The organism is Chryseobacterium sp. c4a (assembly GCF_009900745.1).
Taxonomy (GTDB): Bacteria; Bacteroidota; Bacteroidia; order Flavobacteriales; family Weeksellaceae; genus Chryseobacterium.
In genome coordinates, this window is the sequence record NZ_WXVU01000016.1 from 26,219 (window position 1) to 41,026 (window position 14,808).

A 14,808-nucleotide genomic window follows, 5' to 3' on the forward strand; every position below is an offset into this window, starting at 1 on the left:
GTTTATCTCCACACATTACTTAACATTAATCTTTTACACTTCAACCTGATATAATGATATATAAAGTTAATAAAAAAGGAGTAATTTAAGATTAAGGAAAATTTAATTCTATTCTTTTAATCTTCAAGATATCCGAATTTTCCTGTATTGAAATCTTCAAATGCCTGCATAATTTCCTCTCTGGAATTCATGACAAAAGGGCCGTGAGGAAAAATCGGTTCATTAATGGGTTCTCCACTGATAATTAAAACAATTGAATCTTCTCCAGCTTCAAGAGTAAAGACTTCTCCTTCATTTTTAAAGAGTGCAAAATGATCAGCTTTCACCTGGCTTTCTCCATTGATGGTTGTATTCCCTTCGATGACCAAAGCTGCAGTATTGAAGTGAGCAGGAAAATTAAATTCTGCCTTACCACCTGCTTTAAGCTTAGCATTCATCATATGAACAGGTGTGAAGGTGAATGCAGGGCCTTTGTGCCCATCATATGCTCCGGCAATCACTTCTATAAAACCATTTTCACCAAGATCAACCTTTTCCATTTTAGAATTTTCGATAGCCTGGTATTTTGGATGGCTCATCTTATCTCTTGCAGGAAGGTTCACCCAAAGCTGCACCATCTGAAAGATTCCGCCCTTTTTAGCCCATTCTGTTTCATGATATTCTTTGTGAAGAACTCCTTTTGCTGCTGTCATCCATTGTACATCCCCTTCTCCGATAATGCCACCGCCTCCAGCACTGTCATGATGTTCTACTTTTCCGTTATATGCTATTGTTACCGTTTCAAAACCTCTATGTGGATGAACGCCAACACCTCTTGGTCTATCAGAACCATTGAAATGAAATTTTGAATTATAATCAAGCATAATGAACGGATCCATTCTTTTCATATCTAATCCATGTACGCCTGGAATAAAATTATGAACTCTAAAACCGTCACCTACAAAGTGTGCAGGTCTTGGAGATACTACCATTTCTACTTTTTTAGTTGCCATAATATTGTTGATTTTATGTAAACAAAATTACCATACTTAAAAGGCAAATGCATTGATCTGTGATAAGTTCGTAAAGGATGAATAAATGAAGCTGTAAAACAGTGTTTAAAAGGTGAAATATAGGGCTTCTGCCTATGGGTTATTCCTCTTTCGATTTCATGTTTTTTCCATCCGAAATATGCAGCCTTCTGAACACCAATCCTGATAAGATCGTCAATATTCCTACAGTAAGGAAAGTGTATCGGAAAGCATTGTGTGTTTCTCCCTGGATGAGGTCTGAACTTTCAAATATTTTTAGAACAATTAATCCGAAAGCAATTCCGAAACCGATGGCGAGCTGTTGATTAACGGATATTAAAGAATTACCACTGCTGGTCTGGAAATTCCTTAGATCTGCAATGGAGATTGTATTCATTGAGGTGAATTGAATCGAGTTGAAAAAACCAAGAACCGCAATAATAGGAACAAACCAATATAAGGAGGTATGAATATCTGGAATAGCTAACATACAGATCAATGTTCCGATAATAAAAGTATTCACCATTAATGTTTGTCTATAGCCGTATTTATCAAGAATTTTAATCACAGATGACTTCCCGAATATAGCCGTTAGAGCCATAGGCGCTATAATCCAGCCTGAAGTGACTGCGGACTGTTTGTAAGCAATCTGAATCATTAAAGGAAGCAGCAAAGGAACAGAGCTGATCCCTAATCTTGTGGCAAGATTTCCTATAATTCCTACCCGGAACGTTCTTACCTGAAACAGATTTAAAGGAAAAATCGGGTGACCTTCTTTTTTTGCGTGCTTATAGTAATAATACAGAAATAAGAATCCAAGGATAAATACAATGAGAACCGGTGTTATATTTTGCATGTCTCCAAAAAGCTCGAGTGAAACGGAAAGAAGGAGAGATGCTGCTGCGAAAATTAAAAATCCTTTCAAATCAAAATCTACATCAGTGGATTTGTAATCAGGCATGAATTTTAATCCTAAAATAATGCCCAGGAATCCAATCGGAATGTTGATGAGGAATATCCAGTGCCATGATAGATAGTCTACCATATAACCTCCTACTAAAGGCCCTAAAACAGGTCCTATAAGTGCTGGAATGATAGCAAAGTTCATCGCTTTAAGCAATTCATTTTTGTCAAAAGTTTTAATGAGTGCCAGCTTTCCAACCGGGGTCATCAAACTCCCTCCAACTCCCTGAATGACCCTTGAAATAACCAGATGGGTGAGATTTTGAGATAAAGAACAGAATAGAGAACCCAAACTGAACAATACCAATGAAAAAATAAACACTTTTTTAGTTCCGAAACGATCCGCCAGAAATCCGCTTGCAGGCATGAAAACAGCTAATGTCAATACGTAGCTAATGATGGCGTTCTGCATATTCAGAGGAGACTCATGAAGATCCTTTGCAATGGATGGGAGAGAGGTGTTCAGAATTGTTGAGTCCAGCATTTGCATAAAAATAGCCGTAGCCAGAATCAAAGGAAGAATTTTCTTTATTGATGTTTGTTGAGGAGTTGCTTCTGTCATTTTTGTATAGGCTGGAACATCTAAAAATTTCCAGACTTATTTTATGTGAAGAAAGTGCTTACTTTAAGCGGTTTTGATCCTTAGATAAAGAAATCCATATAAAATTAAAAAAGTCCTGTGAAATATCACAGGACTTTTTGATTTATTTTTTAGTCTTTTCTACTCCTTTCCATTCGTCACCGGCTTTTCTATACTGGCTTAAAGTGAAATTTTTGAAATCCTTTGTTTTGTATTCAATATTATCGGTATTCTGCTCGAAAGGCATGATGTAATAATATTCTATATCTGTTTTATCAGTTTTATTTCCTTTTTTTACAGTCGGAACATATTTTGAAAACTTATAGCTTGGAAGATATTGTCTTAATCTTGTGTAGAATGATTTATCATCTTTTTCACTAGGAATAATATCTACAATGTTCAGATCATCTTTTTTCTTGTCAACCCAAAGATAGGAAGTCTTTTCCTCGCCTAGGTTTCTGTTGAAAGAATTGAATGCAAATAATTCCTTTGGAACCAGTTCTTTGATTTTTTCAGGATCTACCTTAGTGTAAAACTGTCCTTTTGATGGATCTACATAAGTTTCAAGATTATACATCAGGACAGAATTGTTCTCAAAATTTTTGTTTTTGAAGTATTGATTTAAAGATAATTCTGCAGTAGCTCTCAATTCTTTATCTCTTTTATCCAGTTTTTTTGTCGGATTTTGAGGGTTTACGTATTTTACAAATTCATATAGAACTACAGGCTTTATATCCTTTAGGTGAGGATAAGTCTTAAGTTGCTCAGCTTTTACCAGCCAGTAAAACTGTTGATAATAATCATCCTTATCAGCATCTTTCACGCTTTTATAAGCTAAAGCAAGCTTTTTTGAGTTCAGATATTTGCCATATTTTCCCTGTCCAAAAGCAAAACTGATGGATAATAAGGCAAATAAAACAGTAAGGTTTCTTCTCATTTTTTTATAATTGATATTTTCGTTTTCCAAATATAATTATTTATTAGATATTATTTTTGATTGTCAGTTAAATTATGCCATATTGTTGTAGTTAATTCAAAAAATAATCCCGTATTGCTACAGGATTAATAAATTATTGTGATGAAAGTTAAAAACAAGAGGGGAAAGTAGATGATTTAAATAGTAAATGTCAATATTTAATTTTACTTTGTAAGTGAATCGTGAATTGATTGAGTATTACAATAACTTTAAACCTTAACAGTAAGTTGTCGATTGACAAGCACAGCAAATTAACCATTCATTATTCACTCTACAACACTCACCCTCTCAAACCCTCAAACTTCTAGTATGAAGTCTCGTGCACTTTCACTGCTCTTCCGCTTGGATCATTCATCTTTTTGAAAGCTTCGTCCCATTCCAAGGCGATGGGTGTGGAACAAGCAACCGATGGAACCGACGGAACAGTGGCAGCAGCAGTTTCACTAGGGAAGTGCTCTTCAAAAATAGTTCTGTATCGATATTCCTCTTTGTTTTGAGGTGTGTTTAAAGGGAATCTGAATCTTGCATTAGCCATCATCTCATCCGTAACTTCTTTCTCAGCTACCTCTTTTAAAGTATCAATCCATGAATATCCTACACCATCAGAAAACTGTTCTTTTTGTCTCCAGGCGATAGAGGCAGGAAGAATATCTTCAAAGGCTTTTCTTAATACCCATTTTTCAATTTTTCCTTCAGCAACGTTAATCATTTTATCCTGAGGATTAAGAGTCATAGCAATATCCATAAATTCTTTATCAAGGAAAGGAACTCTTCCTTCTATTCCCCAGCTCATCAAAGCTTTGTTGGCTCTCAGGCAGTCATATAAGTGAAGCTTTCCAAGTTTTCTTACCGTTTCATCATGGAATTCTTTAGCGTTAGGAGCTTTGTGGAAGTACAGGTATCCACCAAATAACTCATCAGAACCTTCTCCGGATAATACCATTTTGATTCCCATTGATTTGATAACTCTCGCTAAAAGATACATTGGAGTGGAAGCTCTGATGGTGGTTACATCATAGGTTTCCAAATGATATATTACATCACGCACTGCATCCAGCCCTTCCTGAACCGTAAAGTTAACCTCATGGTGAACAGATCCGATGTGTTCAGCGGCCTTTTGTGCAGCAGCTAAATCAGGAGATCCTACTAAACCTACCGCAAAACTGTGTAGTCTTGGATACCATGCTTCCTGCGTATCACCACTTTCTATTCTTTGTCTGGCAAACTTTGCTGTAATAGCTGATATAACAGAAGAATCTAAACCACCGGAAAGTAATACTCCGTAAGGTACATCACTCATCAATTGTCTGTGTACTGCATCCTCAAGACCTTTTCTCAATTTAGAAATATCTGTATCATTCTCTTTTACATGATCAAAGCTTTCCCACTCTCTGGTATACCACTGTTGAAGCTCAATACCATCCTTGCTATACACCAAATGGCCAGGCAGGAAGGTTTCGATAGTTTTGCATACACCTTCCAGTGCTTTTAGTTCAGAAGCTACATAATAGTTCCCGTTCTTGTCCCATCCCTGATAAAGAGGACAAATTCCCATGTGGTCACGAGCAACCAGGTAAATATCATTTTCAGTATCATATAACGCAAATGCGAAAATCCCGTTTAGCTTTTCAACAAAGTCTTTTCCATATTTTTGGTAAAGTGCCAGAATAACTTCACAATCAGATTGAGTCTGGAACTCATAGTCGGTAAATTCTTCTTTTAATTCTCTATGATTGTAGATTTCGCCGTTTACCGCTAATACTACTTTTCCGTCTTTAGTAAATAAAGGTTGCTTTCCGGAGGTTGGATCAACAATAGCAAGTCTTTCATGGGAGAAAACTACTTTTTCATCCTGATACACTCCACTCCAATCCGGCCCTCTATGACGAATCTTTTTTGACATTTCTAAAACCTGAGGTCTTAATATCTCGGTTTTTTGCTTGGCATCAAATAAACATACTATACCACACATATTTTTATTATTTATAGTGACAAAAGTATAAGGGATGTTTATAAATCACAATTAAAAATACGTATAAGTTTAAATTTTTAATTAATTAATTTATTTTGAAGAAAAAAATTAACTATTTGAAGTAATTAATATGTTTTTAATTGATTTTTTTCGCTGGGATAAAATGATTGTAACCTCTATACGAAATAAAAATGACATATTTCTTAATATATGATAATTTATTCTGCGAATTTTAGCCCTTACTTTGTGGCTCGAAATAATTTTTTTTCATCATTTGTGTTTTTACCTTCTTGCAATTCTCATGCAAGAAGGTTTTGTTTTTTATAGACTTTTTTAATCGGTCATATTATTCCATTGGTACAAATAAGATTTCTCTTCATACCAATAGATTTAAAGCTTACAATGGTTTCTTTGCTTAATAAGATAGCAAGAGTGTGCATTGTGGGCCAACTTTTTTAAATGAGTAAACGTTTTGTATTCTTTATAGGATGAATTCCGGGTGGTTTTTGTGTTTCCGGAGTAGAATCACTATTTAGGGGTAAGAACTGATATATGGGCTTCCATAGCCCTGCTTAGAAGGCTGGGATGATGAAAAGCTAGACTTAAAATTAAGTACAGTTCTTTTATTCATAATAATATTTGCCACAAAGTAATTTATAGAGTTTATAAATTTACTTTACAACATCAAAACGGTTAATCTATAGAGTTAGTAGGGAATATGGAGGAAATGTTACATCATGAGCTGTAAAAACAAAAAAACTACCCCTTGGAGTAGTTTTTTATTGTTATTTTGTAAAGTCTGTTAAGACACTCTTTCAATTAAGGCCATATAGAATCCATCATAACCTGTACTTGGCATTACCTTTTCATCTTTAACCATTTTGAATCCAGGATTATTTTTTAGGAATTCCTCTACCTGCAGATTGTTTTCTGATGGAAGGATAGAACATGTTGCATATACCATCTTTCCTCCCTTTTTAAGCATTTTAGAATAATCCTGAAGGATTTGTTGCTGCTCTTTTTTGATTCTGTCAATAAAGTCCTGATCAATTTTCCACTTACTGTCAGGATTTCTTTTTAAAACTCCAAGACCTGAACATGGTGCATCAATCAATAATCTGTCTGCTTTATCATGAAGACGTTTGATCACTTTATTATCTGCAATCATACGGGTCTCAATATTATGAGCTCCGGCTCTTTTAGCACGACGCTTCAATTCAGCCAGTTTCCACTCAAAAATGTCTAAAGCTATAATTTGTCCTTTATTTCTCATTAATGCTGCAAGGTGAAGCGTTTTCCCTCCTGCACCCGCACATGCATCAATAACTCTTTGTCCTTCTTTTACGTCAAGGAAATATCCGATCTTCTGAGAAGAAGCATCCTGAACTTCAAACAATCCTTCTTTAAAAGCTGTCGTAAGGAAAACATTCTTTTTCTCTTCCAATTGTACTGCATCAGGATAGTTTTTGATAGGGAAGGATACTACTCCTTCATCTGAAAGGTCAGAAATAAGTTCCTTTGTAGTTGTCTTTAATGAATTTGTTCTCAACACTGTAGGAGCTTGCTCATTTAAAGCAATCATTTCTCTTTCCCAGTTAGCTCCCAATTCTTTTTCCAAAGTTTCTGCCAACCAATCTGGAATAGAATGCTCAATTGCTTTTGTAGGAACTGTATTCTTTTTAAGTTTAGTAAGGATGTCCGCAATTTTGATTCCGTCAAACTCTTCAAACTTTTTATAATTGGTCTTGCTCCAAAGAAGGTAGGCAATGATAAGTTTATAGATATTGTTAGGTTTTACCCCTTCGCCCATATAGTATTCAAGGCGTTTTTTCCAACGGATAATATTGTAGAAAATCTCAGAAACAACGGCTCTGTCCTGGCTTCCCCATTTTTTGTTTGCCTTTAAAAGTCTTTCAATCACTTTATCGGCATATTTGTTTTTTTCAAAAAATGTCTCCTGTAAGGCATCGTGAATTCCGATTGCCAAGTTTCTGTGAATAAGTTCCATAAGTTTGCTTCGCTGTTTGAATCTGCAAAAATACGAATTAAAGTTGAGAGTTCAGAATTGAGTTGCAGAGTTTGAAGGTGAAAGGGGATTTGAGAAATAGGGAAGAAGGTTTTAGGCTTAGAATAAATGATGAATAATGTTATACATCACTTATTTTTTTTAATGAATAAGAAAGATAATGTTGAATCTGCAATGATTTTTTCAGAAGATTTTTATTTTTTTATTCGGTTACAATACTTTTTCTTCTAGAGATGAATGAACTTATCTCTTTGCTTAAATGAAAAGTTTTTTTGAATAAAACGTGCACGGTTTATTAATATGTGTTATTTTCTTTACATTTAACTAATCGATATTGGTATAATTCACTTAATGGTGTAAAATAAATGGTGAATTATAGAGTGTTTATTATCTATTATACTGATCTTTATCTCTTGACTTCAACCTTTAAAAAGCCCTACCTTTGCAAAAAATTAAAATATGAGTGATACAGTAATTTGTCCGAAATGTAGCTCCGAGTTTACTTACCCGAGTGATAACATGATGGTATGTTCTCAGTGTTTCTACGAATGGAATCCTGAGGAAGCAGCTTCTGAAGCAGCCAACGAGGGAAAAATATTGGACTCTAACGGAAATGAACTTCAGGATGGTGATTCTGTAGTAGTGGTAAAGGATCTTCCTGTAAAAGGAGCACCGAAACCGGTAAAAGCTGGTACTAAAGTGAAAAATATCCGACTGAGACCGGGAAGCGATCATAATATCGACTGCAAAATTGATGGTTTTGGAGCAATGGCTTTAAAATCAGAGTTTGTGAAGAAAGCTTAATGGCTATTACAGAGCTTTTGGCTGAATACCATAAAAAAAGGAAAGAATTGGACAGTGTAATCTTTCAAAAGACTTAATTGCAAGATTGCTAATGTCCGTCTAGAAGGCAGAAAGAGAAATAACCAATAATTTCCTTATGCTGTGGAAATACAAATGTAAGAAAAAGTTTAATAACAGATTCTTATGTTTGTATTTTTTTTATAGATAAGTATAAGGAAATGTATGAGTTATGTTTTGTTTTGAAAGGGTGCGAAATTTGAAAAATTGAGTAAATAAAGGCTCTGAAGTTAAAGAATAGAATGCCAAATTTACGGATGGTTTCTCTTCGCTTTTTTTGATTTATATAAATGAAATAGTAACAGAACCGGATAACTTTTCATCTGTATAAACCACCAATTCCTTATCTTTTGCTTTTACTTTGTTCCAATAATAATTTCCTGCAAATCTGCTTTCCAAAACTTCTGCTTCAAGACCATTTTCGGAGATCTTTATTCCCTTCGGATAATAGAAAAACTTTGAAAGATTAAAATGAGCTGCTTCTTCCTCATCGAAGATATTAACTTCTCCAAATAATTTGGCAACATAAGAATTGTAAGGATTTCTATAGGTTTCCTCAGGGCTGTCATTTTGAATAAGTCTTCCATCCTGAAGAATAACGATCTGATCCAGCCATGGCATAATGTCCTGAAGTTCGTGAGTAGAAATAACTAGGGAGATCTGATGCTCCTTTACATATCGGAAAAGCCTTTCTCTAAGCTCTATTTTTCTTGGAAAATCCAGATTACTGAATGGCTCATCTAAAATAAGGAGTTTAGGTAAAACAGATAGCGCTCGGGCAAGGGCAACTCTTTGCTGCTGCCCTCCACTTAAATATTTAGGAAGTATATCGGCATATTCCTGAAGCCCGACTACTTCAAGAAGTTCAAGAACCGTTTCTCTTTTTTTTGCTAAATTGATATTTGAAATAAATTTACCTACATTTTCGGCAACGGTAGCATAGGGCATAAGGTCAAAATTCTGTGCTACAAACTTCATTTCGGCTTCTCCGGGAACAAGATTTCCTTTGGGACCTAGTAATCTGATTCCATCAAAGGTAATGTCTCCGCTTTCCCAATCCAGCAAACCATACATCAGGCTTAAAAGGGTAGATTTTCCACATCCACTTTCTCCGGCAAGAGCAATGATTTTATTGGCTTCAAATCTTAAATTAAGGTTTTGAAACAACGGTTTTTCTTTGGTGTGAGAGAAGAATAAATTGTTTATTTCTAAAAGCATATTACAAATGTAAGGTTTTTATGAAAACATAATTTTTTTTATTATATTAGCGGGAGTAATAAAAATAAATCAAAAATGAGAAAAAAACTGTTTTCGTTAGCTATTCCTGCTTTATTCGTTACTGCCGTAATGGTTTCTTGTAAAAAAGATAAACCGCTTACCAGTGAAAGTAATGAAGTGACTACAACCAAAGATGGTAACCAGTACACTTTGGATACGCTAAACAGTAAGGTTGAATGGAAAGGATACAAAGTATTTAAATCTGAAAATACGAGCCACTTCGGAACCATTAAGTTTGAAAGTGGAGATGTAACAGTGAAGGATGGAAAACTGGAAAGCGGTAAATTCGTTGCTGATATGAACTCTCTTACTTCTGTAGACCTGAAAGACAGTCCTGAAGATATGGGGAAATTAAATGGTCACCTAAAGAGTGGTGATTTCTTTGAAGTAGAAAAATTCCCTACCGCTTCTTATGAAATTACAAAGGTTACTCCTGCTACCGAAGGTGATTATAATACTCTTTTGGATGGTAATTTAACAATTAAAGGAATTACGAAGCCTGTTCAGTTTAAAGCAAATGTTTCTGTGAAAGATGGAGACGTAAGTATTGCTACTGAGCCAAAGGATATTAAGAGAGAAGAGTTTGGCGTGAAGTTCCAGGCTCCTGCTGAAAACGGAGTGATTAAAGATGAGGTAACTCTTCAAATCAACGTGAAAGCTTTAGAAAAGAAATAATTTTTTTATTTAAGTGAAATAAGTGATTGAAGTCTGCCTCTCGAAAAAGAGGCAGATTTTTTTATGACGGACTTATTATTCAACTTAAAAGTCGTATTTTTGCAAAACATTTTGAAAGGGTAAAATAATGATAGAAAAGATAGAAGAACTACTGATCGAAGTAAACGGCTTCAATGCTACCTCTAAGGAAGAGATAGAGAACTTCCGTATCAAGTACAACGGTAAAAAAGGAGTTCTGAATGATTTTTTTGAAAAATTTAAAGAAGTTCCTAACGACCAGAAGAAAGAATTCGGACAGAAGATCAATACTTTGAAGCAAGCAGTTGCTGTGAAATTGGAGGATTTGAAAAGTGCTTCCGCATCTTCTGTGGTGGTAGAAAAAGAAGATCTTACAAGACCGGCATTTCCATTGGATTTGGGGTCAAGACATCCGATCAACCTGGTAAAAAACAGAATCATTGAAATCTTTAAATCGATTGGATTTGCAGTGGCAGATGGTCCTGAGATTGAAGATGACTGGCATAACTTTACCGCATTGAATCTTCCGGAATATCACCCGGCAAGAGATATGCAGGATACATTCTTTATTGAGCAGAATCCGGATATTCTTTTGAGAACGCATACTTCTTCTGTACAGACTCGTTATATGGAAGAAAACCAGCCGCCTATCAGAATTTTATCTCCGGGAAGAGTATTCAGAAATGAAGCAATTTCTTCACGTTCTCACTGTATCTTTCACCAGATTGAAGGATTGTATATCGATGAGAATGTAAGCTTTGCAGATTTAAAGCAAACAATCCAGTTCTTTACTACTGAACTTTTCGGAAAGTCTAAAATCAGAATGAGACCTTCTTACTTCCCATTCACTGAGCCTAGTGCTGAGATTGATGTATATTGGGGATTAAACTCTGAAACAGATTACAGAATCACAAAGGGAACAGGATGGTTAGAAATTATGGGTTGTGGAATGGTAGATCCTGCTGTATTAAAGAATGTAAATATTGATTCTGAGAAATATTCAGGATATGCATTCGGAATGGGAATTGAAAGAATTACCATGCTTCTGTACCAAATGAGCGATATCAGAATGTTCTTTGAAAATGATATAAGAACCTTGGAGCAATTCAAGACATTATAATAAATAAACCTCCGGAGCTCCGGAGGTTTTTGTTTTTAATTACTGACCTAAGAAACAAAACGTAATTAAAAACTGATCTTATTGAAAATTTACACGTGTCTGTTTCTTATGTCCATACTTCGGTTCGAATCTGCTAGGTATCTCAAAGAAGTATTGACATTGAAGCCCCTTTGCTGCTCCTATAATAAAGACAACACTGGTTGAAAATATATTACATGGACTATTGGAAAGTTGAAATATTTCTAATAATTCTCATCTAACTGTTTTATTTTTGTTTGGATTTAATTATTTAGTCATTTTCTTTGGCATTACTTTTAGGTTTATATATTTTTATGAAACTAAAATAAATACTGATGAAAAAATTATTATTTCCACTTTTACTTGTAGGAGTGAGCATTAATGCACAAAAAATTGAAGTTTCTGCCAGTTATGGAACCCCTTCTGTATATGGAGTTGCCTATGATCTGGGTTCGTCTATTGTTGGTTCTATAACAGATACCCAGGCACCTTCCAGTAACGGGGTGTTGGCATTTGGACTGATGGTTTACAGTAAAGATATGAAATGGCGCTATGGAGCGGATGTAACTAGTGAGCTCTATGGAAAAACCGAGTCTATTTCGAAACAAAATATAATATCCATTCTTCCCAAAGTAGATTATTTCTGGCTTCGGAAGCAAAAGTTGGGATTGTATTCGGGAGGAAGTATTGGAATTAATTTTATCAATACAACCTATACCAGCACAGATAGGATGAAGCGTAAGGATAACAGTACAGGATTTGGGTTTAATGTTGTTCCTATAGGTTTAAGATATGGAGGTGATCTAAGTGTTTTTGTAGAGACCAATATTGGAATGAAAGGAATTGTACAAGCCGGCGTTTCTTATAGATTTTAGTCAACCATATAAAAAAGAGGTCATCAGCTGCTCTGATGACCTCTTTTCGTATTTTGGAATCTAATAATACTTTATTTGGTAAACTTTAAAGGATATTTTACATTTTTGTAATCGTCAATACTAGCCTTCAGTGATCCTACTGCTAATTCCGCTTTTAACAGCATAGGAATATGGTTGGCATCATTAGATACCCACATCGTTACCCCTTCTTTTTCTTTAAAGACTCTTCCGCTTTTTACAGATGGAATAATTTTTAAACAGTTGATTGTTCCGAATTTTGTCTTTAAGTCCTCAGTTCCTATCACTTTAAGCTGAAAAGGAAACATTTCATCATCAATCCATACATTCATATTGATTACTGTTCCTACTTTTAGCTCATCCTGGCTCTTGCTTCTAAGGTAATAAAAACAGGAAAGCATATCCTGAACTCCTTTTACAGATTTGATTACTTTTGAACCATTAGCTGGTGTTTTCTTATCAGTTAATATTAAAGTATTGTTATCGTGATTAAATGCTGTTTCAAAATGCTGACGATAGCTTCCCTCACGTACATTTCGAACATAATAGCTAGGCAGACTTGTCGCGGAATCAATAAAACTTTCGTATAAATCTTCTACTTTAAAGAACGCTTTTACAGCACCTGTCGTTTGGCCTGTTCCTTTTACATACAAATGCGGCGCTCCTTTGTAAGTCGTTTTTTTGGTGGTAAGATTAGCAGTTCCAGCATTTAAGAATCCATAGTGAATTCTTAGGGTGATAGATTCACCGTCTGCTACGTTATCAATCTGGGCTGAACCTAGAAAGAAGATAAAGACTGCTAAAAGGTTTAAGATTTTCTTCATGGTATGTCGTTTACAAAAATATTGCCAAATTTAAAATCTTAATTGCTAGATATTTGACAAATCTCAGGTTTTTATTTAGAATCAATTAAATATGCTTCGCATTAAAATTAGTAAATTTGCAGTTACATGTATAATTAAATTATCTTAAATTATGATAACCACTGATATATTGATCATAGGTGCAGGGCCTACAGGACTTTTTGCAGTTTTTGAAGCTGGTCTTTTAAAAATGAAGTGCCATATTATTGATGCACTTCCACAGCCGGGAGGGCAATTGGCTGAACTTTATCCTAAGAAACCTATTTTTGATATTCCGGGGTATCCTTCAGTAAATGCTGGAGAATTGGTAGATAATTTGATGGAGCAAATCAAGCAGTTCCAGCCTGGATTTACGTTGGGAGAAACAGCTGTTTCTTATACAAAAGTAGACGAAGAGTGGTTTGAAGTAATTACCAACAAAGGAACGGTTCACAGATGTAAAGCGATTGCTATTGCAGGTGGATTAGGAACTTTTGAACCTAGAAAACCTACTTTCGAAAATGTTGCGGAGTATGAAGAAAAAGGATTGGAATATTTCGTTAAAGAACCTGAGCACTTCAGAAATAAAAAAGTAGTGATTGCAGGAGGTGGAGATTCTGCCCTTGACTGGAGTATCTTCCTTTCCAATGTAGCAAGTGAAGTTACTTTGATTCACAGAAGAAACGAGTTCAGAGGAGCTTTAGATTCTGTAGAAAAAGTTCAGGATCTGAAAAACGAAGGGAAAATCAAATTAATTACTCCAGCTGAAGTTACCGGCATCAGAGGTGACGGAAAAGTAGAAGCAATCACTGTACAAAAAGATGGTGAGGAAGCTTTTGAAATTGAAACTGATTATTTCATTCCATTATTCGGATTGACTCCAAAATTAGGAGAGATCGGAAACTGGGGATTAAATATTGAAAAGAATGCGATTGTGGTAAACAACGCTCTTGATTATCAAACGAACATCGATGGTATTTATGCGATCGGAGATATTAATACTTATCCTGGTAAATTGAAGTTGATTCTTTGTGGTTTCCACGAGGCTACTTTAATGTGTCAGAGTGTTTATAACAGACTAAATCCTGGTAAAAAATTCGTATTAAAATATACTACCGTAAGTGGAGTAGACGGATTTGACGGAAGCCGTAAAGAAGCAGAGAAGGCTGTTGTGAAAAAAATTGACTAATTTTGCAGAATTATGTCAGATATTAATATTAAAATCACCGACAGAGAAGGTGTAACCCACGATGTTATAGCTCCTACGGATATGTCCATGAACTTAATGGAGATCATTCGTTCGTATGAATTGGCTGAAGAAGGTACTATTGGTGTATGCGGCGGAATGGCGATGTGTGCTTCATGCCAGGTATACGTAATCAATGATCCTGGTCTGGAACCAATGGGAGATGAAGAAGATGCAATGCTTGCTGAAGCTTTCCATGTGAAAGATAATAGCCGATTAGGCTGCCAGTTGCATATTGCAGATGCTATGGAGGGACTTGAAGTGGAAATTGCTCCTTATCCTTAGAAAATATTTTTTAATCTTAATAAGAAACCCGTTCGAATTTTTCGA

Annotated in this window: 13 protein-coding genes; 6 read left to right on the plus strand and 7 right to left on the minus strand. The window is 35.2% G+C overall.

Going from position 1 to position 14,808, the window contains the following annotated elements; translation table 11 throughout:
- Positions 1-116: 116 nt before the first annotated feature.
- The 5 genes from GTR01_RS18490 to GTR01_RS18510 form a co-directional block, all read right to left on the minus strand.
- The gene (locus GTR01_RS18490; protein ID WP_160139241.1) at positions 117-992 is read right to left on the minus strand and encodes a pirin family protein; all 876 of its coding nucleotides are present in this window, start codon (positions 990-992) and stop codon (positions 117-119) included.
- 139 nt (positions 993-1,131) lie between these two features.
- Positions 1,132-2,535 (minus strand): MFS transporter, encoded by a 1,404-nt coding sequence (locus tag GTR01_RS18495; protein ID WP_160139242.1) that lies wholly within the window; start codon positions 2,533-2,535, stop codon positions 1,132-1,134.
- Positions 2,536-2,677: 142 nt separating this feature from the next.
- Positions 2,678-3,520: a hypothetical protein gene (locus tag GTR01_RS18500; RefSeq protein WP_228452284.1), complete on the minus strand. Its 843-nt coding sequence runs from the start codon at positions 3,518-3,520 to the stop codon at positions 2,678-2,680.
- Between the two features lie 313 nt (positions 3,521-3,833).
- Positions 3,834-5,501: an asparagine synthase B gene (asnB, locus tag GTR01_RS18505; protein ID WP_160139243.1), complete on the minus strand. Its 1,668-nt coding sequence runs from the start codon at positions 5,499-5,501 to the stop codon at positions 3,834-3,836.
- Between the two features lie 802 nt (positions 5,502-6,303).
- Positions 6,304-7,509 carry an RsmB/NOP family class I SAM-dependent RNA methyltransferase gene (locus GTR01_RS18510; protein ID WP_160139244.1) on the minus strand — a complete coding sequence of 402 codons (1,206 nt, stop codon included), beginning with the start codon at positions 7,507-7,509 and terminating at the stop codon, positions 6,304-6,306.
- Between the two features lie 477 nt (positions 7,510-7,986).
- Between GTR01_RS18510 and GTR01_RS18515 the strand changes: the two genes are divergently transcribed.
- Complete coding sequence (locus GTR01_RS18515; RefSeq protein WP_160139245.1) at positions 7,987-8,331, plus strand: zinc ribbon domain-containing protein YjdM; 345 nt, start codon at positions 7,987-7,989, stop codon at positions 8,329-8,331.
- 339 nt (positions 8,332-8,670) lie between these two features.
- Here the strand turns inward: GTR01_RS18515 and GTR01_RS18520 are convergent, their stop codons facing one another.
- The gene (locus GTR01_RS18520) at positions 8,671-9,606 is read right to left on the minus strand and encodes a sulfate/molybdate ABC transporter ATP-binding protein (protein ID WP_160139246.1); all 936 of its coding nucleotides are present in this window, start codon (positions 9,604-9,606) and stop codon (positions 8,671-8,673) included.
- 75 nt (positions 9,607-9,681) lie between these two features.
- On the opposite strand from GTR01_RS18520, the gene GTR01_RS18525 reads away from it, so the two are divergent.
- From GTR01_RS18525 to GTR01_RS18535, 3 genes are all read left to right on the plus strand, one after another.
- Complete coding sequence (locus GTR01_RS18525; RefSeq protein WP_160139247.1) at positions 9,682-10,341, plus strand: YceI family protein; 660 nt, start codon at positions 9,682-9,684, stop codon at positions 10,339-10,341.
- A gap of 127 nt (positions 10,342-10,468) precedes the next feature.
- Positions 10,469-11,479 carry a phenylalanine--tRNA ligase subunit alpha gene (gene pheS, locus GTR01_RS18530; protein ID WP_160139248.1) on the plus strand — a complete coding sequence of 337 codons (1,011 nt, stop codon included), beginning with the start codon at positions 10,469-10,471 and terminating at the stop codon, positions 11,477-11,479.
- Positions 11,480-11,832: 353 nt separating this feature from the next.
- The gene (locus tag GTR01_RS18535; protein WP_160139249.1) at positions 11,833-12,372 is read left to right on the plus strand and encodes a hypothetical protein; all 540 of its coding nucleotides are present in this window, start codon (positions 11,833-11,835) and stop codon (positions 12,370-12,372) included.
- Between the two features lie 71 nt (positions 12,373-12,443).
- Here GTR01_RS18535 and GTR01_RS18540 read toward each other — a convergent pair whose 3' ends face one another.
- On the minus strand, positions 12,444-13,214 hold the full coding sequence (locus GTR01_RS18540) for a DUF3108 domain-containing protein (protein ID WP_160139250.1): 771 nt from the start codon (positions 13,212-13,214) through the stop codon (positions 12,444-12,446).
- 151 nt (positions 13,215-13,365) lie between these two features.
- Between GTR01_RS18540 and GTR01_RS18545 the strand changes: the two genes are divergently transcribed.
- Entirely contained in the window at positions 13,366-14,421 is a 1,056-nt protein-coding gene (locus GTR01_RS18545) for an NAD(P)/FAD-dependent oxidoreductase (protein ID WP_160139251.1), read from the plus strand.
- 12 nt (positions 14,422-14,433) lie between these two features.
- A complete protein-coding gene (locus GTR01_RS18550) occupies positions 14,434-14,763 on the plus strand; it encodes a 2Fe-2S iron-sulfur cluster-binding protein (RefSeq protein WP_045493683.1) in 330 nt (109 codons plus the stop codon).
- Positions 14,764-14,808: the final 45 nt, after the last annotated feature.

Excerpts from the sequence above, each read along its gene's own strand:
- asnB (WP_160139243.1), bottom strand. The coding sequence starts at position 5,501 with ATGTGTGGTATAGTATGTTTATTTGATGCCAAGCAAAAAACCGAGATA.
- GTR01_RS18525 (WP_160139247.1), top strand. The coding sequence starts at position 9,682 with ATGAGAAAAAAACTGTTTTCGTTAGCTATTCCTGCTTTATTCGTTACT.
- GTR01_RS18520 (WP_160139246.1), bottom strand. The coding sequence starts at position 9,606 with ATGCTTTTAGAAATAAACAATTTATTCTTCTCTCACACCAAAGAAAAA.
- GTR01_RS18535 (WP_160139249.1), top strand. The coding sequence starts at position 11,833 with ATGAAAAAATTATTATTTCCACTTTTACTTGTAGGAGTGAGCATTAAT.
- GTR01_RS18550 (WP_045493683.1), top strand. The coding sequence starts at position 14,434 with ATGTCAGATATTAATATTAAAATCACCGACAGAGAAGGTGTAACCCAC.
- GTR01_RS18510 (WP_160139244.1), bottom strand. The coding sequence starts at position 7,509 with ATGGAACTTATTCACAGAAACTTGGCAATCGGAATTCACGATGCCTTA.
- GTR01_RS18540 (WP_160139250.1), bottom strand. The coding sequence starts at position 13,214 with ATGAAGAAAATCTTAAACCTTTTAGCAGTCTTTATCTTCTTTCTAGGT.
- pheS (WP_160139248.1), top strand. The coding sequence starts at position 10,469 with ATGATAGAAAAGATAGAAGAACTACTGATCGAAGTAAACGGCTTCAAT.
- GTR01_RS18515 (WP_160139245.1), top strand. The coding sequence starts at position 7,987 with ATGAGTGATACAGTAATTTGTCCGAAATGTAGCTCCGAGTTTACTTAC.
- GTR01_RS18495 (WP_160139242.1), bottom strand. The coding sequence starts at position 2,535 with ATGACAGAAGCAACTCCTCAACAAACATCAATAAAGAAAATTCTTCCT.
- GTR01_RS18545 (WP_160139251.1), top strand. The coding sequence starts at position 13,366 with ATGATAACCACTGATATATTGATCATAGGTGCAGGGCCTACAGGACTT.
- GTR01_RS18490 (WP_160139241.1), bottom strand. The coding sequence starts at position 992 with ATGGCAACTAAAAAAGTAGAAATGGTAGTATCTCCAAGACCTGCACAC.